Raw genomic sequence first — 24,947 nt, 5'->3', positions numbered from 1 at the left:
CGACCGGTCAGCGGGGCGCGATGACACTCCGGTCGCCGATCTCGGCGCGCACATCGATCACCCGCCCCGACAGCAACCAGCCCGACGGGCCGCGCCGCCACTGGTCCCGGTATTCGCCGAGGCATTCGTACGTCGCGCCGGCGCGGTCGCCGAGACCGACGTGAAATGCCCGGAAATAGGACGTCGTGCGTGCCGTGTCGCCGTCGAGGTCGATGCGGATGTTGCCGAGCAGGTGCTGGGTGGCGCCGCAGACATCGAGGTGGGAGCGGACACGCGCGACGACGTCGGCGGGCCCCGTCCGGCCGTAGGCCACGGTGTCGTCGGTGAGGGTCGCGGCGAACCCCGGCCAGTCCTTCGTGTCGAGCAGGGTTGCCACGACGTGCAGGCGGTCGGTGATCTGGACGCGGTCGGGAAGGGACTCGCTCATGGCTGAATCCTCCCCGGAGGACAGGCGGGGTGGGCCGCGGCGTCCCGTTGACCGAGACCCTTCGCGAGAACCGGGTTCGCTACGGTGGCACTGGCTCGCCGAGCGGGCCGGATCGAGGAGGAATCGACAATGAGCGAGCGCACCCCCAGCCGGTGGGAGGAGATCACCGCGGCCGACCCGGGTCATTCGACGTGGTACGTCGAGCGGTTCCGGGCCATGGAGGCGAAGGGCCAGGACATCGTGGGCGAGGCCCGGCTGGTCGACGCGATGCTGGGCCGTGGCGGCCGGGTTCTCGATGCGGGGTGCGGACTGGGCCGGCTCGGTGGCTATCTGCACGATGCAGGTCATGACGTGGTCGGGGTCGACGTCGATCCGGTGCTGATAGGCGTTGCGGAGGAGGATCACCCCGGCCCGACGTGGCTGGTCGGTGACCTCGCGGAGTTGGATTTGCCCTCCCGCGGCGTCGCGGCCGATTTCGACGTGATCGTGTGTGCGGGCAACGTGATGACGTTCCTGGCGCCGTCGACCCGGGAGTCGGTACTGGCGGGATTCGCTGCTCATCTCGCCGCGACCGGCCGGGTGATCGTCGGGTTCGGCGCCGACCGGGGCTACGAGTTCCCGCAATTCCTCGCGGACGCCGCAGACAACGGTCTGAGGGCGGATCTGCTGCTTTCGACGTGGGATCTGCGTCCGTTCACCGACGACTCCGACTTTCTGGTGGCGGTGCTGTCCCGCGCGGACTGACATCGGACGGTCGTAGAAGTCCGGCGAGCGCGGCGGTGGCGTCGACCAGGGCTCTCGAGCGGGTCGTGAGGGTCTCGTCGCGGATGGCGAGCGCGGCGTCGATGTCGCCCGATCCGCGTGCGCGCCGCAGTTGTGCCATCACGGCGCGGAGGGGTGCGATGCGGTAACCGGCTTTACGTAACTGGTGCACGATGCGGGCGTCGCGGACCTGGGACGGGGAGTATCGGCGCGCTCCCGTGGGTGCGTTCCGATCGGGGATGACGAGTCCCTCTGTGTCCCAGTGTCGCAACGTGGACGAGCGGATGCCGAGCGCGGCGGCGAGTTCGGCCACGCCCATCCAGTCGGATGCTCGCACGTCCTCGATGGGCTCGGCGGAGATCACCGCGGCGGCCTTCTTCGCCAGCGCGAGTTCGGCGCGTTCGGTGTGGAGCCGGGCGTGTGCGGCGTCGAGGAGAGCGACCGTCGTCGAGGCCGGGCACGTGTGCACGCTGCGAACTATCCGCTTCGCTTCGACCGGACCGGCGGCGACGGCGAGCTCGCGATAGGCCAGCGCGCACTGCAGATGCACCTCGGTGTAGATCCGGTATCCGATGGCTGTGCGGGCCGCGGGAGGCAGCACACCGTCACGTTCGAGGTTGCGGATCTGCTGGACGGAGCACCCGGCACGGCGGGCCACGTCCACGGTCCGGAAATTCTGCATGTGGAGACTCGACCCCCTGTTTCTCCTGCACGTGCTCCACAAGGTCTCCACGAGCACTTCAATGAAACGCTGGAAGCATGACGATAGACGACATAATCCACTTCGTGGAAGGTCTCGACGACGTCCTCACCCTCCGGCCGGTCCCGGGCGACGGCTCGCCGGAAATCAGCTGGGGCGACACCTTCTTCTACTACTCACCGGACGGGGTCGTACCGACGACGACCCAGCCGTTCGCCACGATCGTCACCAAGAACTATCCGGGCGACGAAGATTCGCGGCTCGACCGTGCGGGGGCATTCCGAGTGAACATCCACGCCGGGAGGGAGGCGTTCATCGTGGCGCTCGGTCACGCACCGCGAGAACAAGGGTCCGCCGACGTCGACGCCGGCGCGCCCGACACGGTCATCGCCCATCCCGTGTACGGCTCCGCAGCATGGCTGGCAGTCGTGAATCCCGGCCCCCGCACCGGTGAACTCGCGCGCGAGTTGCTGTGCACGGCATACACCCTCGCCCGTTCGCGGTACGAGCGAAAAGCGGATGCCGTGCGTCGTCACATCTGATGAATCTGGCTGCTGTTCCACCCGACGAGGAGTTCGTCGAGCGTCATGCCCTGGTCCCTGCGCTCTTGCCGTTGATCGCGCTGCCGATCATGGCGGGGGCCGTCACCGTTGTCTCCGCGGTCGCCGGGAATGGTCGGCGCGGAGACCGTCGTTGCGGGGAGTTCGGTCGCCGCCGCGACGGCGGTGGCCGCCCCGACAGGGATGACGGCGAGAGCGGCGGCGGCAACGACCGTCACGAGCCGGTTCCGCAGCGGGACTCGACGGAGCGTGTTCACTGCGCCCGAACGATTCGACGCGTGGGAAGCCTCGTGGGGAAGTGAGGTGTGCATTTTCAAGTGTCCTGTCCGAATGCGTGGACCCGACGTCCACAGCTACTCGAATGGTGTCTGCGAGGGCCCGGAACGTTACACCGGGCGGTCGAGTAATTCTGCAGACGTCGCGGGCTGATACCTCCGGGCCGAACTCCACACAGAAGTCCTTGTGCAGTGGAGAAGTTCTCCATGGATTGCTCCCTCGCCCTGTACTACCGTCGCAGTGACGCAGGCGGGCACCGTGCCGCCTGGCAGGAGGGCGACGGGAGACGCAGTGCCATCCATCGAATCCGGCGGTGCTCGAATCGACTACACCGTGCACGGTAACGGCGGCCGGTCCTCGTCGACCGTGATCTTGCTGGCGGGGTTCAAAGCGCCCGCCACCTCGTGGCGCTATCAGATCCCGTCCCTGACGCGGGCCGGCCACCGCGTCGTCGCCGTGGATCTGCCGGGCCACGGGACGGCTCCGGCCATGCCGCACGGAACGACGATGCAGACACGCGCCGACCACGTGCACGCGCTCCTCGACGAACTCGACCTGCAGGATGCGGCGATGATCGGTGGCTCGATGGGCGGGAATACGATCTGGTCGTACGTCGATACGTACGGCACGGGGCGGCTTCGCGCCGCGGTCGTGGTCGATCAAACTCCGAGGATGCTCAACACACCGGACTGGGAGTACGGGTTCTACGGCTACGGACCGGACGAGGTAGACACGTACTTTGCGGACGGAATTCCCTCGACCGGCCACGGCACCCCGATCTGGAAGCGTGGCATGCGGTTGGTCCGCTTCGTCGCCGCGATGGGCCGTGTCGACTGGAAACTGTCGCAACCGGAACTCGCTCTGTTGAACGACCACGCGAAACGCGATTGGCGTCCGACGATCCGCTCGAGCGACCTTCCCGTGCTTTTCGTCGCCGGTTCCGAGAGCGAATTCTGGCCGTCGGCACACGCGGAGGCGGCCGCGGCCTTGGGTCCGAAGGGGGCGTCGACCGTCATCCCGCGGGCGGGCCACGCGACGAACATGGAGCGACCGGATCCGTTCAACACGGCTGTCGCCGAATTCCTCTCCGCAGCAAGCTGAGCCGCGCGCCGCACGGTCAGTCGACGGGTGGCACGACGACCGTGCGGCCGGTTTCGGCGGCCTCGCGTGCCGCCGCCAGCACCGCGATGGTGCCGAGTGCGGTGCGCGCCGGAACCGGCTGCGGGCCGGCGCCGGCCACTGCCGCCGCGAACTCGGTGTAATAGTCCTGATACGCACCCCGCTGCGACGGGATCGTTTCCGGTCCTTGCGCCGTGTGCAGGACACCCCACCGTTCCGGTCGTTCGAGACCCCACCCGGTCGGATCGTCGACGGGCCGACTCCCCGCGAACAGCGCCTGCGCCTGAACGTCCGTGCCGTCCGCCACATAGCTGCCGGCACTGCCGAACGCGCGCAGCCGCCGCCCCTCGAGATGGTTGACCTTGGTCGACGAGACGGTCGAATAGACGCCGCTGCGGTGGGTGATGTTGACGACGAAGCCGGCGTCGGTGCGTCCCTCCGGCCGGTCGACGTAATCGAGATGTGCGTCCACCCGCTCGGCCGGACCGAGCAACCACAGCATCTGGTCGACGACATGTGCGCCGATGTCCCGCAACAGCCCACCGGTCGGGCCCGCTTCGAGGGTGTCGGCACCGTCCAGATCGAAATGCGACTCGACACGCCAGATGTCGCCGAGCCGTGGCAGCACCGACTTCAGCGTGCGGATATCGGCGTCGTACCGACGGTTGTGAAAAACGCTGAGCAGCACCCCGGCTTCGTCGCCGGCGGCGATCAACTCGCAGGCCGTCGCGACATCCGGTGCGAACGGCTTGTCCGCGACCACGTGCACACCCCGCCCGACCGCCTCGAGCACGAGTTCGCGTCGCGTCTGCGGTGGCGTGGTGATCGTGACGGCATCAACACCGGAATCGACGAGCTCGCCCAGGCTCGCGAACACCGGCACTCCGGGGAAGTCGGCGGCGGCCAGGGCTGCGCGCTCGGCGGACCGGGTCACGATGCCGCCCAGCGCGATTCCCTCCGCCGCCTCGATGAACGGCGCGTGGAAATACCGGCCACCGAGGCCGTACCCGACAATTCCAATCATTACGGTCATGCCGCGAGTCTATGTTAAGACATTCGTACAATCTAGTGGACTGCGAACCCCGGCGCCACGAGCACCGCCAGCACGACTGGCGGAAGCGTGCACTCCCACCACCGATTTCCCTCCACCGTCACCGGCGAGGCCAGGAATGGAGTTCCCTCACGGCGACTTGTTCGAGGGCCTTCTCCGGGAGGCCGCGGGCGGGGGTCGGAGTTCGCGAACGTCACGTACCTGACGGCCGGCCGCTTCCTCGCGCCCCACCGGGACACCTCGATCCGGGACGAGGTGGGAAGACGAGGTGGGAAACTGTACCGCGGCGGTGGAGCGGGGATGGCCGGCACCAGTGCGCCGGCCAGGTAGCCGATCGCCCGGTGCCGAGGACCAGCGGCAAGTTCCACAACGAGCGGCGCGGCCCGGGCAGTGGGGGTGATAGTGGTCAGCGGTATGGGAGTATGGACGGCACTGAGTATGTGATTTACCATGTGATTAGGAGGTGGATTTCATGACTGCCGCACACCCACGACCCGACCTCGCCGCGTACAACGACGCTGCCCGTATGACACAATCGCAGCTGGTCACGGAGCTGCGGGGACTGCTCGGCGCCAAGCTGGTCGCATACCTCGGGAAGGTCAAGGAGACCCGGGCCGTCCGGCAATGGGCCGAGGGCACCCGCACTATCAACAACGAAACCGATGTCGAACGACTCCGCATCGCCTACCGTGCCGCCAGGCTGATCGCCGAGCGTGACACCCCTGCCGTGGCGCAGACCTGGTTCCAGGGCCTGAACCCGATCCTCGACGACCAACCACCGGCGCTGATGCTGCGCGAAGGCGACCTCAACGACGTCGGACCGAAGGTTCTCGCAGCGGCACGTCAGTTCGCGGCGGTCGGATGAGCGAACACGCCCGCGAACTGACCCCCACCCCACGCGGCCCGGTCTGCTGCGTCCACGTCCAGGGCGCCGCCGCCTACCGGGTCGGCTACCCACCGACATCCTGGGAGTGGACCCCGTGGGTGTACGCCACCGACGGCCGGTTCACCGGCCGATGGGACGACCCGGCCGGAGTGTGGCGAACCCTGTACATTGGCGCGACCCGCCTCGCCTGCTATCTCGAAGTCCTCGCTTACGCACGCAAGAGCGACGAGCTCGGCGTGGCACTCGACGAGATCGTCGACAACGACGGCGGCGAGTGGCCCACCATCGCGCCGGGGCGGGTACCGCGGTCGTGGATGGCGGCCCGCGTCACCGGAAGCGGAGTGATCAGCGGATGGTTCGTCGTTCCCGGCGACACCGAAACGATGGCGACGTTGCGGACCATCTTCCGTGCACACGCGATCCGGCTCGGGCTCGCCGACCTCGACACCGCCGCGATCCGTGACGGCCGGCCGCGCGCCCTGACCCAGGCGATCTCACAGTGGATCAATACCCTCACCGACCTGGACAATGATCCGGTGGCCGGGATCCAGTTCGACTCCCGGCACGGTGACAATCTCGCGCTGTGGGCGCTGTACGAACGCCCGGGCGACGGGGCTGTCGGCAGCAAGGTCACCCCACTGGATTTCGGTCCTGTCCGCGAGGACGATCGCGACCTGATCGAAGCGATGCGACTGCACAACCTGGTCTGGGACCACTGAGTCCCCAGGCGGCACCGTCGCTTTCGGACATCAACACGTGTCGGGGCTCGAGCTGGATTCGCCCACACCCTGCACACCTGATGCGCATTCTGTTGTGCCACGGCAGTGCTCGCCTCCTCGCCGACGGTCTGCTCGAGACGGTCGACCATGCGAGTGACTCTAGGGCACAGAAAAGACTGCGCAACAGATGAATCGGAGCTGCCTGAACGGCAGCGGCACCGCTTTCGCGGTGCCGCTGAATCTTAGCGAACCGAGTCCGCACCGGGGGTGGCGCGCTCGCGGGCCGTGATGAACGACATGACCTCCTCGTCCCCCTGCCGACGATGTCGGTACATGGGCCGGTGACGTGCCTCGGCGAGGTCGTCGAGAACCAACCATGGGAAGCGGTCGAGGCCGGCAGCGACCTCGGCGACACGCGCTCGTTCCGACTGGCGTTTGCGCTACCGGTCCGCCAGGTCCGGCCCCCCGCGAAGCACACCGAGGACCATGGCACAGACCGCGGTGATCATTCCGTGCCCCTTCTCGCAGCCGCGGACCGGTGCCGTTTTCGAATGAGCCGTCGGGGTACACGGTCGAGGGACGAGGAGGTCTGAGGAGATGCCTGTTTGGGGATGGATCTTGATTGCGGTGCTCGTCGTGATCGCGGTGCTGGCGATCATCGCTTCCCGCTCGATCAGCAGTCGCAAGAGGACGGAAAGGCTGAAAGGACGGTTCGGCCCCGAATACGAGCGGACGGTAGGTGAGGTGGGCGACCAAAGCGCCGCCGAGAAGGAACTCGCCGCCCGCGAACGAAAGCGGGAGAAGCTCGACATCGTCCCGTTGCCACCCGAGGCGCGAGCGAAGTACGCCGATTCGTGGCGGACGGTTCAGATCGAGTTCGTCGACAACCCGTCGAGCGCGGTCGCCGCTGCGGACCGGCTCGTGATCCACGTCATGCGCGCACGTGGCTACCCGATCGACGACTTCGATCAGCGCGCGGCCGACATTTCGGTGGACCACCCGAAGGTCGTCGAGAACTACCGCACGGCGCACGGCATCTATCTCGCGCAGGAGCAGGGCGAGATCGGTACGGAGCAACAGCGGGAGGCGTTCGTGCACTACCGCGAGCTTTTCGAGAAGTTGCTCGAGACGGATGAGAACAAAGACGAGCCGAACAAGGACAAGCCGAAGGAGACACGCGCATGACAACCCCACACGGGCAACCCGAGGGCGCCAGCCCGGCCGGGAGTGTCGAAACGTCCACCGAGGCCCCGGCCTCGGCGACCGAGGCAACCGGATCACCCACGGGAGCAACCGAATCTGCTCCCGAGGCTGCCGCCGCACAGCCCAAGGCGGCCCAGCGGTCGGCGGAGGTCCCGGACTCGGCGGGGGAAGCCCGACCCGCGTCGGCCGCGGGATCCCAACCGCCCGCACAGAACGCCGACACGTCGGGCGGGCGGGCACTTTTCGCCGAGGACGAACTTTCGGTTCTGCGCCTGCGCTGGGACGAGGTTCAGTCGGGCTTCGTCGACGATCCCCGAGAGTGCGTACAGAAGGCGGACGGCCTCGTGTCCGACGTCGTCGACCGGATCACGACCGGATTCTCGGAGGCTCGTTCGCGGCTCGAAGAGCAGTGGGCCCGAGGCGAAGAGGGCTCGACGGAGGACCTCCGTCTCGCGCTGAAGCGCTATCGCGAGTTCTTCCAGCGACTGCTTGAACTCTGAGCGAAACAGGTGGTGTCGGAGCAATCAGGACCTCTCGCCGGCGATTCGTTCGGCGGTCGGGAACCGACCAGTCACGAGCGGATTACGGGTCTGCCGTGGGACGAGTCGTACCACGAGGGCCGTGCGCCCTGGGATATCGACGGACCCCAGCCGGCGATCGTGCGGGTGGCATCCGAGGGCGGATTCGCCGGAGCGGTCCTCGACGCGGGCTGCGGAACCGGCGAAAACGCACTTCACGTCGCCGCGCTGGGACTGTCGGTTGTGGGCGTGGACGTGGCCGAGACGGCGCTGGCGATCGCCCGGGCGAAGGCCGAGGATCGTCGGATCGAGATAGAGTTCGCCGCGGCCGACGCACTCCGGCTGGAGACGCTGGGACGCCGGTTCGTGACAGTGCTGGACTGCGGACTGTTCCACACCTTCGACGCCGGCGAGCGGCCGGGCTACGCGGCGAGTCTGGCCTCGGTGACCGAGCCTGGAGGAACCCTGTACGTGCTGTGCTTCAGTGATGACGGACCCGATACCGGCCCGCACCCCGTCAGCCGGGAGGAGTTGAGAGCAGCGTTCAACCCCGGAGCCGGATGGACCATCACAGCCATCCAACCGGTCCGGATTCACACGCGATTCCACGTCGACGGCGCACCGGCCTGGCTCGCGACCGTCACGCGGATCTAGATATCGCGTGCGGGCGCGCTGTTACTCGGCGTTGCCGGTCGGGAAGTAGACCGACCCGTCGCTACCGACGCAGCCGCCCTGGACGGGGCCGGGTCCGAAATAGGCGCCGTTGACCGAACCGGCGCCACCGGAGGAATTCGATCCGACGCCGGCTCCCGCGACGCCGACCGCCCCACAGGTGTAGCTGTTCGAGTCGCCCGGCTCACTCTCCACCTGAACCTGGGTGCCGGGAGTCTTCGGATCCCCGTGGAGGTTCGGTGCTGCGGCCGCGATACCGGGTGCGGCGAAGGCGGCGAATGCAGCGGCTGCTGCGATCGCCGAGCGCACTGCGACTGTGTTCATGCGAAGTCACTCTCGATTCGGTCGGCGCCGGGTTCGGCTCGCACGCTTCCAGGCGGGTCGTGGCACGCGGCGCATTCGTCTCAGGGTAGGGACTCATTATCGTCCGTTCGACCCCGGAATCCCACCCCTCGGTGCGGGCGCCCCGCAGGACAGCAGCCCTTGACATGAAGTGGACTTCAGGTTTCAGGATGGTGCCAGAAGTCACTGGAGGCAAGGAGTCTGCGATGAACGGCACCAGAACAGCGCTGATCACTGGGGGATCGGCAGGATTGGGACGGGCGAGCACACTCGCGCTCGCGGAGCGCGGCTGGGAGGTGATCGTTACCGGACGGCGGGTCGAACCGCTCGATCGGGTCGCCTCGCGGGGGATCGCCATCACCGCCGTCCCCGGTGACGTGACGGATCCGCGGCATCGCGACCGCATCGCCGAGGTGATCGCGGCGCGGGGACGACTCGACCTGCTCGTCAACAATGCCAGCGCGCTCGGGCCGAGCCCGATGCCCGCCCTGACCCGGTACCCGGAGGACGCACTGGCCCAGGTCTTCGCGACGAACGTGCTGGCCCCGCTCGCGTTGATCGCCGCGCTGATCGGGCAGGTACGGGCCGCGGACGGCACCGTGATCAACGTTTCGTCGGACGCCGCGGTCGAGGCCTATGCGGGCTGGGGCGGCTACGGCGCGGCGAAGGCGGCGCTCGACCACGCGACCGCGGTTCTGGCACTCGAGGAACCCGACCTCGCGGTCTACGCGTTCGATCCCGGCGACATGCGCACGGCGATGCATCAGGCGGCGTTCCCCGGCGAGGACATCTCGGATCGGCCCGAGCCGGAGACCGTGGTCCCGGCCCTGCTGAGGCTGCTCGATACGAGACCACCCAGCGGCCGGTACCGTGCATCCGACTTTGCGGCTGCCGACACGGGAGTGTCGTCGTGACCCGGACAGGCAGTCACTCGGTGACCGAATTCCGGTTCGTCCTGCCGCAGCGGTTGGAGGCGAGCGGCCCGCCGGAGGAGCGGGGCGTGCTGCGCGACTCGGTCAAGTTGCTCGTGTCCGACCGGGGTACCGTGGTGCACAGCGCTTTTCGCGAACTGCCGCGCTTTCTCCGGCCTGGTGATGTGGTGGTCGTGAACGCGTCGGCGACGCTGGCCGCGGCAGTGGACGGCACCGTCGACACGGTGGGACCGGTGGTCGTGCACTTCTCCACCGAACTCGAGGGCGGGGACTGGGCGGTCGAGGTTCGAGCGCCGGGTCCGGTATCGGGAGCCCTCGATTCGGTCGGGGCGGGAACGCGGATCGGTCTGCCGCGAGGCGCCGTTGCGACACTCCGGGAGCCCTGGCCCCGTGGTTCGTCCCGGCTGTGGCGGGCCTCGGTCGAGGGCGTCGCGGACGTGGCGACGGAACTGCTCGCCACCGCGGGCCGTCCGATCACGTACGCGTACGTCCATGAGCGCTGGCCGCTGTCCTATTACCAGACGATCTTCGGCCGCACCCGTGGGAGCGCCGAGATGGCCAGCGCCGCCAGGCCGTTCACGCATCCGATGGTCACCGATCTCGCGACCTCGGGGGTGGTGACGGCGCCGATCCTGTTGCACACGGGTGTGTCCTCGCCCGAGCGTGGGGAGCCGCCGATCCCCGAGCGGTACGAGGTGCCGGAGCACACGGCGCGACTGATCAATGATCGCCGCGCTGTGGGCGGCCGCGTGATCGCGGTCGGCACCACAGTGACCAGGGCACTCGAGACCCGGGCAACGCCGGACGGGCTGGCGGTGGCGGGCGCGGGCTGGACGAACCTGGTGTTGAGCGCGGCGCGGCCGGCCCGCGTGGTGGACGGGTTGATCACGGGTTGGCACGCGCCCGGGGCCTCCCACCTGATGCTGCTCGAATCGGTGGTGGGCGCGGCGGCCGTCCGACGCGCCTACGACGAGGCACTCGCGCGCGGATATCTGTGGCACGAGTTCGGGGACAGCGCGCTGTTGCTGCGGTGGTGATCGCCCGATCGGATGCGACGCCGTACGGGGCGTGATTGAAACCGGTGACGCGGGGCAATCGGGAGGGACAGTAGAGGACAGGACGGCGTCATGAACATGGGAAAGAAGATCCGGCACAAGGTCGAAACCGCCGAGGGCGCCGCCAAGAAGGCGGTCGGCAAGGCCACCGGCAACGCCCACCTCGAAGCAGAGGGGAGCAAAGAACAGGCCAGGGGCAACGCCAAGCAGATGGGCGACAAGGTCAAGGACGCCGGAAAGAAGATCAAGAACGCCCTCAAACATTGATATCGACGACGCTCGCAGGGGCCGGCCTATTCGTTCGACAGCAGCGGCCCCAGCGGTCCGAGGTCGATGTTCAGGTCCTCGGGTGTGAGATCGAAATGATCACGCAACTCCGCCATGCGTTCCTCGAGCAGCATGAGCGTCGTGCCGATGCGTTCGATCTGGTCGTCGCTGAGATCGCCGTGCTCGACTCGGCGCAGCGCCTGCCGTTCCATCAACTGCCGTAGTAGCTCGACGATTGTCAGGACAAGGGTGACCAGGCCCTTTTCGACTGATTCGGGATCCGCGTCGATCCGCTGCGGCAGTACCCGGCGACCGATGTCGCTCGGAGCATCCGAATTGACGGGCTCGGGCTCAGCCATCGGCGGAATCCTGCTCGGCCGGATCCGGGACGAGTGCGCTCACCGACGCGATGAGCGTGCGCAGGGAGATGCGGACCATGTCGACGTCGGCGAGTGACAGCGTGATCTCACCGGTGATGACGACACCACCGCCCAGCACCCGATCGAGTAGGTCGACGAGCGCGATGCGGCGGGTGTCGTCCGCGGGAACCATCTCGCTCATGGCTCACCCGTCGATTCCGGCGAACGAATACGGAGGCCACGGTCCGGTCAATTCCAGTGTGATGCCCGGACGTTCGGCGTCGAGTGCGGTGACGAGTGCGGTGAAACCGTCGACCCGATCGTTGTCGACGAGGTAGGTGCCGTTGAAGATCATCCAGGCCCGCTTACCGGTCAGCACCGGGTCGGTGACCTGCCGGCGTACCCCGTCGACGGCCTGATCCAGGAGCGCAGCGTGAATTTCTCCCGCGTGGCCGGCCGCCTTGCGTTCCACGTCCTGCTGCGCGCTCAACTCCGCACGGCGGCGCAGCAGATACGCGGTTCCCTTCCCTGTCGCGCCGGTCGAGGACGGCTCCTCTTTCACGTCCTGCGACAGAAGCTTCGCGTCTCCGTATCCCTTGACGCCCCATTCGCTCCGACCGGTCACCCGGCGCAACGTCGCACCGAACTCCTCCTGTCGCTCGGTGAGGAGGAGGCGGACGCGATCGTCGTCGAGGTAGAGCGTCGCCAATCGCAACGGAACGGTGGGGCCGTTGCGCAACACGGCCGCCACCACGGCGTCGTGTGCTCTCGCGGTGGTGGCCAGCCAGTCCAGGTCCTCGAGTTTGCGTTGCAGGGGTTCCTGCCCGAATTCGCCGAGACTCACCGTCCCCACCACCGCGACCAGACCCGACGACGTCACCGCCCGGACCGGCTCGCCTGCCACGCCGGTGACCCCGGCGAGTTGCGCGTCGCCGATACTGTCGGTGGTGATGCTGTAGAGCCAGACACCGTCATCCGCTGTCATCGTCGCGCTCCTGACGCCTCGCCTCCACCTCGACTGTGTCGGCGGCCTCGACCGCAGGACGAACCGACCTGTCGGACTCGAGTTCGGCGATCCGCTCCCGCAATTTCCGGTTCTCGAGTTCGATGTCGCTGTTCTTGCCGGTCAGCCAGGGGTCGTTCTCCCACCAGTTGATCCCCACCTCTTTCGCGGTTTCCAGTGAGGCGATCACCAGTCGCACCTTGATGGTCAGCAGTTCGATGTCGAGCAGGTTGACCTGGATGTCGCCGGCGATCACGAGACCCTTGTCGAGTACCCGCTCGAGGATCTCGCCGAGATTCGTCGACTGGTGCCCACCGCCGAATCCGCCGCCCGAACTCTGCGGAAGGTTGCTCGTACCGCCGCCGGCGACCGTCATGACTGCGCGCTTCCGCTGTCACCGACACCGCGGATGTAGCGGCGGGTTCTGCGGTAGGACAACAGTTCTCCATCCAAGTCCAGTACCACCTCGTACAACGCGAGCATGTCCGTCGACGACGGGATCCGACGATCCTCGACCACCTCCACCTCCACCGTCCAGCCGTCGTCGGTGGGCATGACCGATGTGGCACCGAGCGGCTTCTTGCCGGTCAACTTTGCGATGTCACGAGTTGCGAGCTCCGCGATCTCCGGCGCAGGCAACGGAGGCGGCTCCTCTTCTGCCATCGCCTATCACTCCTTCTGCGGACTGCTGGGCCGTGCCGTTCCGGTCATGCGGTCGAGGATCGCCTGCTGTGCCTCTTCCTCCTCCTCGGCGGAGATCTCACCGGCCGCACGGGCGTCCTCCAACTCCTCGAGCGCGCGGCGCGCGCTCGCGGGATTGTGAAGTTCCTCCTCGACCTGTCGCTGGATCAACTCGGCCAGTGAGATCACCCCACGAACGGGGGCGAGCGGCAGCGTGGCGATGAACGACAGCAGGCCCATCGGTCAGCCCTCCGGCTTCTGCGTCACCACGAAGTCGTAGGCGGCGAGAGGTCCGAGCAGGCGCATCTCGACCCGGCCGTCCCACCGTTCGGCCAGTTCTCCCACCGCCTTCTCGAGCTCTTCCTGTCGTGCGACCTCGACGAGGACGGCGACCTGCGCGGCCTCCTCCTCGTGAGTCGGTTCACGGACGTTGACCGAGTCGGACAACGACTGGAGCGCCTCGACCACTGTGCGTGTGTCTTCGTCCCGTTTGGCCTCGATGCCGTTGCTGACGATCTCGCCCAGCGCCATCCGGGCGTCGCGGGTGGTCTCCTCGGGCTGATCACGGATCGCGCCGACCAGTTCGCCCGCTTGCTGGTTCTCCTCGATTATTTCCCGGAGAATCGCCTCCTCGACGTACCGCCCCTTCACGACGTACTGTGCTCGACCCTCGAGTTCCTTCAACGCTGCCGCGAACTCCTCGGCGTGTGCTTCGAGCAGTTCCTTCTCGACGGCCTCCTCGTCGGTCATGACCGCCCCGAAACGAAGCGGAAGTACCGGTGCCACTCCCGACGTACCGTCCAGCAGGTGTGCGTGCGCCTGGAGATCCTCGGGTTTTCCGAGTGGCCGGTCCACCGAGATCTCGCTGACGAGCGCCGCGATCTCGCCGTGCGTGACGATGGCGACCGATCCGTCACACACGCCGACCGCGTCCTCTTCGGCTTCCACGTCCGCAGGCACGATGCCATACACGTAGATGCCGCTGGTGCGCGGCTCCTCGGGCGCGTCGTTGGACTCTTTTGACGTAGACATCACTTGTCCCCTCGAGTGGACTTGCGCGAAACCCGCTCGCGCTCAGGTTCTTCCTGCCCGCCGCCGAGGAAGTCGCCGAGTTTCTCACCCGCCGACTCGATCGCGCCCTTGGTCTTCGATTTGGCGCCACCCTCGGTGACGTCGCCGACCAGGTCTGTCAGACCCTTCGGCTCGCCACTGCCGATCTCGAGCCGGTTCACGGCCTCCGCGAACCGCAGGTAAGTGTCGACACTGGCGACGACGACGCGCGCGTCGATGGTCAGCAGTTCGATACCGACCAGTGACACCCGCACGTAGGCATCGATGACGAGCCCTTTGTCGAGGATGGTGTCGATGACGTCGGCGAGGCTACTGGAGCTGGGGCCGCCGCTGACTCCGCCGCCACCTCCCGCCGGTTGTATTGCCGTCATTGCCGTGCTCCTTGGCGCGAGCCGGCGGCTTTCTTGGCCGCAGTCTTGCGCGGGCGACCCCGCCGCTTCGGGGCAGCCTTGTCCTCGGAACTCGCAGCGGTCTTGCGTGGGCGACCTCGGCGCGCTCGCGGGGGTGCTTCCTCTTCCTCGTCGGTGTCGTCTTCATTCGTGTCCTCGGACTCGTCTTCGTCAGTTTCCTCGGGCTCTTCCTGCTCCGACTCGTCCTGCTCAGGCTCCTCGTCTTCGGCTTCGTCGGCTTCGTCGGTTTCCTCGAGCTCGTCCTGTTCGGGCTCGTTCTGCTCGTCCTGCTCGGACTCGTCGGGCTCGACCACCTCGCCGTCACGGATCTCCCCGCGCCAGCCGACCACCTCGTCGGGATGGAGAACGGACTGCGTCATGACGTGGCGGCCAAAGTGCTTCAACTCCAGTCGCGCTCGTCGTCCTTGCGCGCGCCACAGGTTGCCCGTTTTCTCGAACAGACCCTTCGGGTGATACTCGAGGATGAGAACGATCCGGGTGAGATCGGGAGTCACCTCGTGGAACGTCACCGCGCCATCGACATAACCCTTGGCACCCTTCGAGTGCCACACGATCCGCTCGTCGGGAACCTGCTCGATGATCGACGCCTCCCAGGTCCGATGCGACAGGAACACCTGTGCCTTCCACTCGAGCTTCTCGTCCGCTTCCTGCTCCACCCGCTCGACCTTCTTCATGAAGGAGGGGAAGTCGGCGAACTGGGTCCACTGGTTGTAGGCGAGCTGGACCGGGACCCCGACATCGATCGTTTCGACGATGTTGGTCAGCTTGAGCTTCTTGCCTTTGCTGCCGCCACCACCGGTGACGGCCTCCTTGACGTCGGAAGCGGTGTCCTTGACCTTTTCCTTGGCGCTCTGCCAGCCACCGCTCACCGCTGACTTGATCGGTGATTCACCCTCGGCCAGTTTCTCGGAACCGGTCACGGCGGCGAGCAGCCCTCCGCCACCACCCTCGGCGTAGTCGGTGAGCCGGCCCGATGCGTTCTGCACCTTGTCGGAGACCGACGTGAGCGCTTTCTCCGTCACCGTGCCGACCAGCTTCTGCAATGCGTCCTGCAGCACGCCCGACGACCCGCCGCCGTCTCCCGGTGCGGCTTCTCTCAGTTTCTTTGCAGCGTTCGTCATCGTGCTCACCGTCCGCCGCGCCGGACGGGCGCGGAATCAGTCGTGGCTTTGGCCCGGGTCCTGCGGCCGCGGGTCGGGGCTTCCTCGTCGTCCTCGTCGGATTTCGCGCTGCGTGACCTGCTCGTCGGCCGTGAGCTGCCGTTGCTGGACGCGCGCCGACGTGCGGCGGGTCGCTTGCGTCGAGCGGGTTCCTCCTCGTCGGAGGCTTCCTCCTCGTCGGCGCCGTCGTCCTCGTCGCTTTCGGGCTCCTCGTAGTCCTCGTCGTCCTCGGCGTACTGTTCGTCCGGCTCTTCGTCGACTTCGGATTCGTCGTACTCCTCGTCCTCGGACCGACCGCGTCGCTTGCGACCGAGTTTTCCGAGACTGCTGAGTTTGCCGACCGACTTACCGACACCACCCACAGTGTCGTCGACCGTGTCGCCCACGTCGCTGACGGCTTCGCCGCCGCCGGACAGAATCCGGTTGTTGAGCTGGTTGATGCGCTGGCTTGCGGCAGTGACCGCCGCCGCCTTCGCAGCGCTGACCAGCTCTTGTCGAACCGAATCGCTGATCTTGGCGAACTCGGGAGAATTCGCGAGCACCTTCGTGCCGCGTTCCAATAAATCGCGTGGCCCGCCGGGGAAGCGTCCGGTCGCACCTGCAGCCGCGAGCATCAGTGCCATTTTCATCCTGTGTGTTCGGCCCAGCATGTAACCCGCGCCGACGGCCAACGCCACCTGACCTTTGGTTTTCATCGTCGAACCCCTTTACCGAGTAGTCGCCGGCGCACCTCTCGCCAACTTCGGCAATGTGTCCAATACCGTGCGCGGTAAGGGGGCGCCGTCTCCCGACTACCCCAGCGGCAGGACGCTCAACCAGCGGCAGAAAAGTCGGTTCGGCCGACCAGCCGCGGCGAACGCTTCCCACAAATCCCGGTGGGCGGAGACGAGATCGGCGCATCGCTGTCGTAGTTCGAGAGTGATTCAGCTGCAATGCTTTCCGTGTGCAAGGTGAAAATATCACCGACTGGAGGCTCGTACCGCCGCGACGATCACTGCGACGAGGAGCGCCAGCAGAAGAATTACGAGTAGTACCGGTCCGAGCAGAAGTGCGACGAGGAGAAGGAGAACAAGGCCGACCTTGGCTTTGCCGCTCAAACCGGACATCAGCGCTTTGATCGCGGCCCACACCGGATTCTTACCTGTCAGCGCAGCGCGAATGCCCTCGAGTCCGGCGCCGGCCCCGGCGTTGCTGTGTATCACCTCGTGGACGAGCGACGCCAACCATTTCTTGAATTTCTGCCGGAGATTCTGCGCCTCCTTCTCGCCGCGGTCCCGCAGTGCGTCGACGAGGCGGCCAACCTGGTCCTTCAGCCACTCGGTGACGTCCCCGAAGTCCGCCGCAACCGGATCGGGCAGGCGCGTGCGGCCTGCGCCGGAGGATCCGGTGTGGGCCGGTCCGCGGGACCCCTTGTCCCGGGGACGCTTCCGGGCCGTCGGCTTTGTGACGGGTTCGGTGCGGGTATCCGTACGCTTCGGCCGGGCCGTCGTCGTGGTCCGTCGGGGAAGGCCGTGCCGCGACCCGGCCGAAGTCGATGTCGACGTTGCCGGCCGCCTGGGCGGTAGTGGTTGCCTCCGCGGCAGCCGTCCCGGGGGTGCGTCGGCGAGCGCCGTCGACCCTGTCGTCGTCCTCTCTCGTGCGCCCATATACCCCAATTACCCTCGGAGAATTTCTTGAAACCGGCGCGGGAACGGCGGCAATACGGGGACGACGGGTTACCGTTCCCCGCGTTCGTCGAGCGGGTTTTTTCGGGTGACGATGAGCGGGTCGGCGGGGGTGAACGGGAAGATCGGCAGGTCGGCGATGTGGGTGTCGAACGTGGCGGCGAGGACTTCGCGCGAGTACGCGCTGACCGATGCGCGGTATCCGATGTCACCGGGCGTCGGCTGGTCGAAGAAAATCAGAAAATGGATGTCGTCGGACCCGACGACCTCGATGTGATGCGGGTACGCGCGGGGAATGAAATACACGTCCCCCTGCTCGAGATACCAGGCGTCGAGGGAGCCGTCCGGGTCCATGACCGTCATCCGCGCCGATCCGCGGCGCACATAACCCATTTCGGCGGTGATCGGATGCCAGTGCGGTTCCCGCATTCCGTCCTCCCGGATCCGCAGGGAGTACATCGACAGATCTTTCAGGGCGGGCCAGAACTGGACGCGTGCGAGGTGGGCGGAGCCGACGGCGAGGCTGATGACCGGATTCTGCTCCTCGACGGCGAACTTGTGACCATCCGAGAATTTCGCCGCCGACGGCACCACGGGATCGCCGATTCGGGCCGCCAGGGCACGGTCCGCGGTGTTGCGTCGGAGAATGGCGAAGTCGGAGGCGTCGAGATCGTAGGTGTTGCCGAGGACGGCATCGGTCATCGCACCGAACGCCGCTCCGAGACCGAAGTCCTCGGGGCGCTCGCTCCGGAAGGCGATGATGAATTCCGCGACCTCGTCGCCGATGTTCTCGATGTGGTGCAGCGATCCCGAATCGATGTGGAACATCTCCCCGGCTCCGACTGTGAAGGTCGAGAACACGCTGCCGGTGTCGAGCACGGAGACGAGCGACGTACCGGACAGGCAATAGGTGAGTTCGTTCGCGTTGGCGTGCCAGTGCGGGGTGCGCATCGCTCCGGGATTGATCAACACCCGCTTGATTGACAGGCCTCGCAGGATCGGGAAGGTGTCCGCTGTCACCCGGGTGATCGAGCCGAGGTCGGATTGTTCGACGATCTCGCCGTCGGTCAACGAGGTGCTGTGAATGCTGCGTCGCGTGCTCATGAATATGCCTTCCGTGTCGGACGGTTACCTGGGGACGGCAGTTCGCGCATACAGGTAGCAGTATGTCGTTCCGCCGTGAAATGTTCCGGTGATCGCGACGGAGTGGGTGGGCACCCGGGCTAGGATTCGAGAGAGGCCTGCCAGCTGGTGCCGCCCATCGGCGCGGTACTCGAACCATGGCGCCGAGGCGGTGATGGCTATGAGGCATTCCCAGGCGGAGTACATAGGGCACCCGCGAACTGCAGTGGGTCGGTTCCGCGCACTGCGCGCCACCCGGCTCGCTGTGATCGCGGCGTGCGGCGCACTCGTGATCGCGGGGTGCTCACCCACGTCCGATCCGACCGCCGAGAATGCTTCACCACCTGCCACGACGACGGCGACGGCTGCTTCGGGTTCGGCGCTCAATTCCATCGATCCGGCCGCATTCCAGGCCGCGGTCGACGCCGCCGCCGAAGAGCTGTTGATCCCCGGCGCGGTGGTGCAGCTCCGCACCCCGCAGGGAACCTTCGACGCGGTGGTCGGCACCACGGAACTGGGCGCGGACACACCGCCGGATGCGCAGACCCATTTCCGGATCGCCTCCAACACCAAAACCTTGACGGCGGCGCTGACGGTCCTGCTGGCCCAGGACGGCAAGCTCCGGTTCAGCGACCCGGTGTCGACCTACGTCGCCGACGTGCCCAATGGCGAGAACATCACCATCACACAGCTGTTGACGATGCGTAGCGGGCTGTACAACTACACGAATGCGCCCGAGTTGGCGGCGACGTTGGACAGCGACCCGTCGAAGGCCTGGACGCCTCAGGAGGTCCTGGACATCGCGTTCAGCCGACCGCCGGACTTCCCACCCGGCACGTCGTACGAATACAGCAATACCAACTACGCGTTGCTGGGTCTGATCGCCGAGAAGGTCGGCGGTCGCCCACTGGCCGAGCAGTTTCAGGAACGATTGCTCGGGCCGCTCGGTCTGAGCCAAACCTCGCTTCCCGCCGCCGACGATACGGCGATCCCGGACCGGTATTCACACGGTTACATGTACGGCGGATCGGCCTACGCCCTGGTGGACGAGCCGTATCCCGCCGACATGCAGGCCGCCGCGCGGGCGGGGACACTGCAGCCCCTCGACTACACCAACCAGAATTCGTCCTACGCCACCGCCGCCGGGGGCGTCATCTCCACGGCGGACAACCTGGCTGCATGGATCCGGGCGCTGGTATCCGGCGAGGTATTGAATCCGGACTACCAGCAACAGTGGCGGGACAGTCTGCAACCCGAGGACCCGGACGCACCCGATGGGCAGCAATACGGTTACGGGATCAGTTACCAGCGTTTCGGGCCGAACGCGTCGATGTATTACCACGGCGGTGAGCTGCCGGGCTTCAACTCGTTCATCGGATACGACCCGGACAACGATGTCACGCTCGTGATCTGGGCGAATCTGACCCTGTCGCCCGAGGGCAAAACCACCGCGAACGCGTTGCTGCCCACCGTTCTCGACGAGATCTACGCAGGAATGTCGCTGGCGCCCACACCCGCTCCGACCCCCACGAGGTGATGCGCGGTACACGGGTCGCCGGTGGGGCAGAATCATCGTTTGTGAGCGACAACTCCGTTCGAACACCGCACGCGTCGGTAGAAGCCGAGGATCCCGACCTGGCCAGAGCCCGGGACGGAGACGACGCCGCGTTCACACGTCTGGTCGGACCGTTGCGCCGCGAACTGCACGCCCACTGCTATCGCATGCTCGGCTCCAGCCACGATGCCGACGACGCCCTGCAGGACGCTCTGCTGCGGGCGTGGCGCGGTTTCGCGAAGTTCGAAGGCCGCAGCGCACTGCGCTCCTGGCTGTACACCGTCACGACGCGCACCTGCCTGGACGCCGTCGAATCGCGTGGTAAGAGGGCCCTCCCCGTCGACCTCGGTCCCTCCAGTGATCGCGCCGTCGTCGGCGACGTCCCGCTCACCGAGGTGGCGTGGCTGGGTCCCTACGCCGATGCGGGACTGGCCTCCGGTGCGGCGGGGCCGGCCGCCCGCTACGAGCAGCGCGAGTCCGTCGAACTGGCCTTCGTTGCGGCACTACAACATCTGCCGGGCAATCAGCGGGCCGCCCTCCTGCTCTTCGAGGTCCTGGGGTTCTCCGCCGCCGAGATCGCCGCCGCCATGGACACGACGACGGCGTCGGTGAACAGCGCGCTGCAGCGGGCCCGGGCGATCGTCGCGGAGAAGATTCCCTCGACGACCCAGTCGCAAACGTTGCGCGAGATCGACGACGCGCGTCTGCGAGCCCTGGTCGCTGGGTACTCCACCGCGCTGGAACGCGGTGATGCCGATGCTCTGGTCGCTCTCCTGACGGAGGACGTCACTTGGTCGATGCCGCCGATGTCTCACTGGTACCGCGGTGTGGCCGCGGTCACGGATTTCGCGGTCCGGGTCCCGCTCACGGGATGCGGTTCGTGGCGCCACCTGCCGGTCGGAGCCAACGGTCAGCCCGCCGTGGCCTTCTACCTGTGGGACGAGGGCGCCGGCACCCACCTCCGCTGGTCGATCACGGTGTTGACCCTGCGCGGCACCAAGATCGCGGAACTGACCTCGTTCATCGGTCCGGAGCACTTCGAGCAGTTCGGTCTGCCTGAATTCTTGCCGTGACCTGCGCTCGCGGTGACCGACTGCGCCGCGGTGACACCACGATGGCACATCGATCCCCGACTGAGTCTTGCGATGGTGCCATTGTGATGCCATGATGGCACCATGGATCTCACACCGTATGTCGCGTCCCTCCGTCACGAACTGGCCGTAGCCGCCGAGGCCGGGGGAGAGGACGCCCGTGCCCTCGCCGAGCGACTCACCGCACCATTGGAGTCCGGGGTCCGGCTCGCGCTACTCGACGCGCTGTCGGCGGCCGCCAGTGAAATCACCCGCGACCTCGCCCCGGGTTCGGTGGATCTTCGACTCCGCGGACGTGAGCCCACGTTCGTCGTCACTCCCGCGCCCGTCGAGCAGTCGTTCGAGGAGCCGGCCGCATCCGGTCCGGACGTGACGCCGCCGCGAGTCGCGGAGGTGGAAGACAGCGCCATGACCCGGATCAACCTTCGTCTCTCACAAGACCTCAAGGACCGCGTCGAGGAGGCCGCCCGGGAGGCAGGACTGTCGGTGAACGCCTGGCTCGTCCGGTCCGCGGCCGCAGGGTTGGAGTCCGACGGCGGCAGCGGTCGTTCCGAACGGCGTGCCCCACGTGGCAACGACCGTTTCACGGGCTGGGTGCGCTGACCCGACACGCCCGCCCCGACATTCGCCATCACCAGATTCCGGAGGACAACCATGCCCACATTCAGCACCCCGGCGCCGATCTCGGCGACGGTCGAACTCGTCGTCGGCGACGCACGGATCACGGCGAGCGACCGCGACGACACGGTCGTGGACGTGCGCCCCAGCGACGGCTCGCGGGAATCGGACGTTCGCGCCGCCGAGCAGACCCGCGTCGAGTACTCCGCGGGGAGGCTACTGGTCAAGGCGCCAAAGCAGCGCGGTCTCGGCCTGTTCGGCAAGGCCGGTTCCGTCGACGTCACCATTGCACTGCCGACCGGCTCCGAGTTCGAGGGCGAGGCGTCGGTGGCGACGTTCCGCGGCGCCGGACGACTCGGGGCGTGCCGGGTCAAGACTTCGGCCGGGGACGTCCAACTCGGCGACACGGGTCCGCTCGACGTGCACACCGGGGCCGGCACGGTCACCGTGGGCCACGTAGCGGGAGATGCGGACATGAGCACCGGGTCGGGGAATCTCCGTGTCGGGGCGATCGACGGCAGCGCCGTGATCAAGAACTCCAACGGCGACAACTGGATCGGCGCGATCGGCGGAGGACTGCGGGTGAAGACGGCGAACGGCGACATCTCCGTAGACGACGCCCGCGCCGACCTCGCGGCCGCAACCGCCAACGGCGACATCCGCATCGGGCAGGTGATGCAGGGTGCGGCGTCGCTGGAAACCGGTCACGGCCGGATCGAGATCGGCATCCGCTCCGGGACCGCCGCCCGGCTCGACGCGCACACGTCCTTCGGGAAGGTCCAGAACCATCTGGACTCCGTCGACCGGCCCGAATCGACGGACGACAAGGTCGAGGTGCGTGCCCGTACCGGATTCGGCGACATCGTGATTCGCCGCCCCGATTCCCAGAAGCCGACCAGTCGAAAGGCAGAGTGATGACAGCATCGATCACAACCCGCTCCGCAATCACGACCACTGCGCTGCGAAAGTCCTACGGCGACAAAGTCGTCCTCGACGGCATCGACCTCGACATCGGCGAGGGAACGATTTTCTCGCTCCTCGGGCCCAATGGCGCAGGCAAGACCACGATGGTCCAGATTCTGTCCACCCTCATCGCCCCCGACGGCGGCGACGTCAGGATCGCGGGTCACGATCTCGCCCGCGAGCCCGACGCGGTGCGGTCCACCATCGGTGTGACCGGCCAGTTCTCGGCGGTGGACAACCTCCTCACGGGTCGCGAGAACCTGACGCTGATGGCCGATCTGCACCACCTGCCCCGCGACGCGGGCCGCGCCCGGGCCACGGAACTGCTTGCCCGGTTCGATCTCGTCGAGGCGGGCGCGAAGCCTGCCGGTAGTTATTCCGGTGGCATGCGCCGCCGGCTGGACCTGGCGATGACCCTCGTCGGCGATCCCCGGATCATCTTCCTCGACGAGCCGACGACCGGTCTCGATCCGCGCAGTCGCCGCGCCATGTGGCAGATCATCCGCGAACTCGTCGCCGACGGCGTCACGATCTTCCTCACCACCCAGTACCTGGAGGAAGCAGATCGGCTTGCCGACCGGATCGCGCTCCTCGACGGCGGCAGGCTGGTCGCGGAGGGAACGCCCGAACAGCTGAAGAGGCTCGTTCCGGGCGGCCACATCACCCTGCAGCTGCCCGGGGTCCGCGAGCTCGACGCGGCCTCCCGGCTCCTCGGGGAGGTGACCCGAAACGAGGACGCGCTCACCCTGCAGGTTCCCGGCGACGGGAGCGTGCAATCGCTGCGCGCGCTGCTCGCTCGGCTCGATCACGCGTCGATCGAGGTCGAGAACCTGACCGTCCACACTCCCGATCTCGACGACGTCTTCCTCGCGCTCACCGAGCGCGCCGCAACCAGGAAAGAGAACGTGCGATGACGACCATGGTTTACGCGCTGAGCGATTCGGCGACGATGTTGCGACGCAACCTCCGGCACATGATCCGGTACCCGTCGGTGACGGTGCTCCTCGTCGGAATGCCGATCGTCCTGCTCTTGCTCTTCGTGTACGTCTTCGGCGGCACGTTGGGGGCGGGACTCGGCGATCCCGACGGCGGACGCGGCGCCTATATCGACTACGTGGCACCGGGAATACTCTTGATGACCGTGGCCAGCGCCGCCCAGGGCACCGCGATCTCGGTCGCCACCGACATGACCGAAGGCATCATCGCCCGGTTCCGGACGATGGCCATCGCACGGGTGTCCGTGCTGACCGGACACGTCATCGGCAGCATGATCCAGACACTGATCAGCCTCGTGCTGGTCGTCGGTGTCGCCGTGCTCATCGGTTTCCGGCCCACCGCCGGGCTCGGCGAGTGGGTCGCGGCGACGGCGGTGCTCGCGATGTTCACGTTCGCACTCACCTGGCTGTCGGTCGCGTTCGGCCTGGTGTCCAAGAGCGTCGAAACGGCCAGCAACCTCCCGATGGTGCTGATACTGCTGCCCTTCCTCGGCAGTGGGTTCGTCCCCACCGACTCGATGCCTGCCGGTCTTCGGTGGTTCGCCGAGTACCAGCCGTTCAGCCCCGTCATCGAGACCATCCGCGGACTGCTGCTCGGCGAACCCGTCGGCAGCAGCGCCGTGCTCGCGGTCGGATGGAGCGCCGGCATCGCGCTGTTCGGCTACCTCTGGGCGAAAAGGCTGTTCAACCGGCGCGTGAACTGACGGCTTTCACCCGTGCCGGCGGGCACTCGCCGCGGTACTCTTCCGATGCCGCGGTTTCGCCA

The 24,947-nt window shown here is 67.1% G+C and carries 34 protein-coding genes; 17 read left to right on the top strand and 17 right to left on the bottom strand.

Annotated features, from left to right (window positions below; genetic code table 11):
- Nucleotides 1-7: 7 nt before the first annotated feature.
- Nucleotides 8-427 (bottom strand): nuclear transport factor 2 family protein, encoded by a 420-nt coding sequence (locus I1A62_RS07995; protein WP_219458442.1) that lies wholly within the window; start codon nt 425-427, stop codon nt 8-10.
- Between the two features lie 129 nt (nt 428-556).
- On the opposite strand from I1A62_RS07995, the gene I1A62_RS07990 reads away from it, so the two are divergent.
- Nucleotides 557-1,171, top strand: a complete 615-nt coding sequence (locus I1A62_RS07990; protein ID WP_219458441.1) for a bifunctional 2-polyprenyl-6-hydroxyphenol methylase/3-demethylubiquinol 3-O-methyltransferase UbiG — start codon at nt 557-559, stop codon at nt 1,169-1,171.
- On the opposite strand, the gene I1A62_RS07985 is transcribed toward I1A62_RS07990, so the two are convergent.
- Nucleotides 1,122-1,871, bottom strand: a complete 750-nt coding sequence (locus tag I1A62_RS07985; protein ID WP_219458440.1) for a TioE family transcriptional regulator — start codon at nt 1,869-1,871, stop codon at nt 1,122-1,124. The genes I1A62_RS07990 and I1A62_RS07985 overlap by 50 nt on opposite strands.
- A gap of 77 nt (nt 1,872-1,948) precedes the next feature.
- Here I1A62_RS07985 and I1A62_RS07980 point away from each other — a divergent pair, with 77 nt between their 5' ends.
- The gene (locus I1A62_RS07980) at nt 1,949-2,431 is read left to right on the top strand and encodes a DUF6194 family protein (RefSeq protein WP_219458439.1); all 483 of its coding nucleotides are present in this window, start codon (nt 1,949-1,951) and stop codon (nt 2,429-2,431) included.
- Here the strand turns inward: I1A62_RS07980 and I1A62_RS07975 are convergent.
- Complete coding sequence (locus I1A62_RS07975; RefSeq protein WP_257890723.1) at nt 2,422-2,667, bottom strand: hypothetical protein; 246 nt, start codon at nt 2,665-2,667, stop codon at nt 2,422-2,424. The two genes, I1A62_RS07980 and I1A62_RS07975, sit on opposite strands and share 10 nt — an antisense overlap.
- A gap of 349 nt (nt 2,668-3,016) precedes the next feature.
- On the opposite strand from I1A62_RS07975, the gene I1A62_RS07970 reads away from it, so the two are divergent.
- Nucleotides 3,017-3,826 carry an alpha/beta fold hydrolase gene (locus I1A62_RS07970; RefSeq protein WP_257890722.1) on the top strand — a complete coding sequence of 270 codons (810 nt, stop codon included), beginning with the start codon at nt 3,017-3,019 and terminating at the stop codon, nt 3,824-3,826.
- 16 nt (nt 3,827-3,842) lie between these two features.
- Here the strand turns inward: I1A62_RS07970 and I1A62_RS07965 are convergent, their stop codons facing one another.
- Entirely contained in the window at nt 3,843-4,877 is a 1,035-nt protein-coding gene (locus I1A62_RS07965; RefSeq protein ID WP_219458438.1) for a Gfo/Idh/MocA family oxidoreductase, read from the bottom strand.
- A gap of 490 nt (nt 4,878-5,367) precedes the next feature.
- Here I1A62_RS07965 and I1A62_RS07960 point away from each other — a divergent pair, with 490 nt between their 5' ends.
- The 5 genes from I1A62_RS07960 (at nt 5,368) to I1A62_RS07940 (ending at nt 8,875) form a co-directional block, all read left to right on the top strand.
- On the top strand, nt 5,368-5,760 hold the full coding sequence (locus I1A62_RS07960; RefSeq protein ID WP_124393791.1) for a hypothetical protein: 393 nt from the start codon (nt 5,368-5,370) through the stop codon (nt 5,758-5,760).
- A complete protein-coding gene (locus I1A62_RS07955; protein ID WP_219458437.1) occupies nt 5,757-6,500 on the top strand; it encodes an RES domain-containing protein in 744 nt (247 codons plus the stop codon). Before I1A62_RS07960 ends, I1A62_RS07955 begins: the two co-directional genes overlap by 4 nt.
- Before the next feature lie 597 nt (nt 6,501-7,097).
- Entirely contained in the window at nt 7,098-7,685 is a 588-nt protein-coding gene (locus I1A62_RS07950) for a hypothetical protein (protein ID WP_219458436.1), read from the top strand.
- Nucleotides 7,682-8,203, top strand: a complete 522-nt coding sequence (locus I1A62_RS07945; protein WP_219458435.1) for a hypothetical protein — start codon at nt 7,682-7,684, stop codon at nt 8,201-8,203. Before I1A62_RS07950 ends, I1A62_RS07945 begins: the two co-directional genes overlap by 4 nt.
- A gap of 12 nt (nt 8,204-8,215) precedes the next feature.
- Nucleotides 8,216-8,875: a class I SAM-dependent methyltransferase gene (locus I1A62_RS07940; protein WP_219458434.1), complete on the top strand. Its 660-nt coding sequence runs from the start codon at nt 8,216-8,218 to the stop codon at nt 8,873-8,875.
- Between the two features lie 21 nt (nt 8,876-8,896).
- Here I1A62_RS07940 and I1A62_RS07935 read toward each other — a convergent pair whose 3' ends face one another.
- The gene (locus tag I1A62_RS07935) at nt 8,897-9,217 is read right to left on the bottom strand and encodes a hypothetical protein (protein WP_124393796.1); all 321 of its coding nucleotides are present in this window, start codon (nt 9,215-9,217) and stop codon (nt 8,897-8,899) included.
- A gap of 224 nt (nt 9,218-9,441) precedes the next feature.
- On the opposite strand from I1A62_RS07935, the gene I1A62_RS07930 reads away from it, so the two are divergent.
- The 3 genes from I1A62_RS07930 to I1A62_RS07920 all read left to right on the top strand — a co-directional run bounded on the left by I1A62_RS07930 (nt 9,442) and on the right by I1A62_RS07920 (nt 11,489).
- Nucleotides 9,442-10,149 (top strand): SDR family oxidoreductase, encoded by a 708-nt coding sequence (locus I1A62_RS07930; RefSeq protein ID WP_219458433.1) that lies wholly within the window; start codon nt 9,442-9,444, stop codon nt 10,147-10,149.
- Nucleotides 10,146-11,204 carry an S-adenosylmethionine:tRNA ribosyltransferase-isomerase gene (locus I1A62_RS07925; protein ID WP_219458432.1) on the top strand — a complete coding sequence of 353 codons (1,059 nt, stop codon included), beginning with the start codon at nt 10,146-10,148 and terminating at the stop codon, nt 11,202-11,204. Before I1A62_RS07930 ends, I1A62_RS07925 begins: the two co-directional genes overlap by 4 nt.
- A gap of 90 nt (nt 11,205-11,294) precedes the next feature.
- Nucleotides 11,295-11,489 carry a CsbD family protein gene (locus I1A62_RS07920; RefSeq protein ID WP_072943461.1) on the top strand — a complete coding sequence of 65 codons (195 nt, stop codon included), beginning with the start codon at nt 11,295-11,297 and terminating at the stop codon, nt 11,487-11,489.
- A 26-nt stretch (nt 11,490-11,515) separates the two neighbouring features.
- Here the strand turns inward: I1A62_RS07920 and I1A62_RS07915 are convergent, their stop codons facing one another.
- The 12 genes from I1A62_RS07915 to I1A62_RS07860 form a co-directional block, all read right to left on the bottom strand.
- Nucleotides 11,516-11,848 carry a gas vesicle protein K gene (locus tag I1A62_RS07915; RefSeq protein ID WP_124393799.1) on the bottom strand — a complete coding sequence of 111 codons (333 nt, stop codon included), beginning with the start codon at nt 11,846-11,848 and terminating at the stop codon, nt 11,516-11,518.
- Nucleotides 11,841-12,050 (bottom strand): gas vesicle protein, encoded by a 210-nt coding sequence (locus tag I1A62_RS07910; protein WP_124393800.1) that lies wholly within the window; start codon nt 12,048-12,050, stop codon nt 11,841-11,843. Before I1A62_RS07910 ends, I1A62_RS07915 begins: the two co-directional genes overlap by 8 nt.
- 3 nt (nt 12,051-12,053) lie before the next feature.
- On the bottom strand, nt 12,054-12,833 hold the full coding sequence (locus tag I1A62_RS07905) for a GvpL/GvpF family gas vesicle protein (RefSeq protein WP_124393801.1): 780 nt from the start codon (nt 12,831-12,833) through the stop codon (nt 12,054-12,056).
- Complete coding sequence (locus tag I1A62_RS07900) at nt 12,820-13,227, bottom strand: gas vesicle protein (RefSeq protein WP_124393802.1); 408 nt, start codon at nt 13,225-13,227, stop codon at nt 12,820-12,822. Before I1A62_RS07900 ends, I1A62_RS07905 begins: the two co-directional genes overlap by 14 nt.
- Nucleotides 13,224-13,514: a gas vesicle protein gene (locus I1A62_RS07895; protein ID WP_124393803.1), complete on the bottom strand. Its 291-nt coding sequence runs from the start codon at nt 13,512-13,514 to the stop codon at nt 13,224-13,226. The genes I1A62_RS07900 and I1A62_RS07895 overlap by 4 nt, the downstream gene beginning before the upstream one ends.
- 6 nt (nt 13,515-13,520) lie before the next feature.
- On the bottom strand, nt 13,521-13,772 hold the full coding sequence (locus I1A62_RS07890; protein ID WP_124393804.1) for a gas vesicle protein GvpG: 252 nt from the start codon (nt 13,770-13,772) through the stop codon (nt 13,521-13,523).
- Between the two features lie 3 nt (nt 13,773-13,775).
- Entirely contained in the window at nt 13,776-14,564 is a 789-nt protein-coding gene (locus I1A62_RS07885; protein ID WP_219458431.1) for a GvpL/GvpF family gas vesicle protein, read from the bottom strand.
- Nucleotides 14,564-14,974 carry a gas vesicle protein GvpJ gene (gvpJ, locus tag I1A62_RS07880; protein ID WP_124393806.1) on the bottom strand — a complete coding sequence of 137 codons (411 nt, stop codon included), beginning with the start codon at nt 14,972-14,974 and terminating at the stop codon, nt 14,564-14,566. The genes I1A62_RS07885 and gvpJ overlap by 1 nt, the downstream gene beginning before the upstream one ends.
- Entirely contained in the window at nt 14,971-16,134 is a 1,164-nt protein-coding gene (locus I1A62_RS07875; RefSeq protein WP_219458430.1) for an SRPBCC family protein, read from the bottom strand. Before I1A62_RS07875 ends, gvpJ begins: the two co-directional genes overlap by 4 nt.
- 5 nt (nt 16,135-16,139) lie before the next feature.
- Nucleotides 16,140-16,868 (bottom strand): hypothetical protein, encoded by a 729-nt coding sequence (locus I1A62_RS07870; protein ID WP_219458429.1) that lies wholly within the window; start codon nt 16,866-16,868, stop codon nt 16,140-16,142.
- A gap of 264 nt (nt 16,869-17,132) precedes the next feature.
- The gene (locus tag I1A62_RS46210) at nt 17,133-17,819 is read right to left on the bottom strand and encodes a hypothetical protein (protein WP_225858263.1); all 687 of its coding nucleotides are present in this window, start codon (nt 17,817-17,819) and stop codon (nt 17,133-17,135) included.
- A 69-nt stretch (nt 17,820-17,888) separates the two neighbouring features.
- Complete coding sequence (locus I1A62_RS07860; protein WP_219458428.1) at nt 17,889-18,941, bottom strand: cupin domain-containing protein; 1,053 nt, start codon at nt 18,939-18,941, stop codon at nt 17,889-17,891.
- A 262-nt stretch (nt 18,942-19,203) separates the two neighbouring features.
- Between I1A62_RS07860 and I1A62_RS07855 the strand changes: the two genes are divergently transcribed.
- The 6 genes from I1A62_RS07855 (at nt 19,204) to I1A62_RS07830 (ending at nt 24,885) form a co-directional block, all read left to right on the top strand.
- Entirely contained in the window at nt 19,204-20,496 is a 1,293-nt protein-coding gene (locus I1A62_RS07855) for a serine hydrolase domain-containing protein (RefSeq protein WP_374710833.1), read from the top strand.
- Between the two features lie 41 nt (nt 20,497-20,537).
- A complete protein-coding gene (locus tag I1A62_RS07850) occupies nt 20,538-21,587 on the top strand; it encodes a sigma-70 family RNA polymerase sigma factor (protein WP_219458426.1) in 1,050 nt (349 codons plus the stop codon).
- A gap of 102 nt (nt 21,588-21,689) precedes the next feature.
- On the top strand, nt 21,690-22,208 hold the full coding sequence (locus I1A62_RS07845; protein WP_124393811.1) for a toxin-antitoxin system HicB family antitoxin: 519 nt from the start codon (nt 21,690-21,692) through the stop codon (nt 22,206-22,208).
- 51 nt (nt 22,209-22,259) lie between these two features.
- Nucleotides 22,260-23,138 carry a DUF4097 family beta strand repeat-containing protein gene (locus I1A62_RS07840; protein WP_219458425.1) on the top strand — a complete coding sequence of 293 codons (879 nt, stop codon included), beginning with the start codon at nt 22,260-22,262 and terminating at the stop codon, nt 23,136-23,138.
- Nucleotides 23,138-24,100, top strand: a complete 963-nt coding sequence (locus I1A62_RS07835; protein ID WP_219458424.1) for an ATP-binding cassette domain-containing protein — start codon at nt 23,138-23,140, stop codon at nt 24,098-24,100. Before I1A62_RS07840 ends, I1A62_RS07835 begins: the two co-directional genes overlap by 1 nt.
- Nucleotides 24,097-24,885, top strand: a complete 789-nt coding sequence (locus I1A62_RS07830; protein WP_219458423.1) for an ABC transporter permease — start codon at nt 24,097-24,099, stop codon at nt 24,883-24,885. Before I1A62_RS07835 ends, I1A62_RS07830 begins: the two co-directional genes overlap by 4 nt.
- Nucleotides 24,886-24,947 lie beyond the last annotated feature (62 nt).

Origin of the sequence: Rhodococcus sp. USK10, assembly GCF_019378875.1 — a bacterium.
Lineage (GTDB): Bacteria > Actinomycetota > Actinomycetes > Mycobacteriales > Mycobacteriaceae > Rhodococcus_F > Rhodococcus_F pseudokoreensis.
Note: the sequence above shows the minus strand (reverse complement) of the source record. Positions and strands in the feature narration are given on the sequence as shown.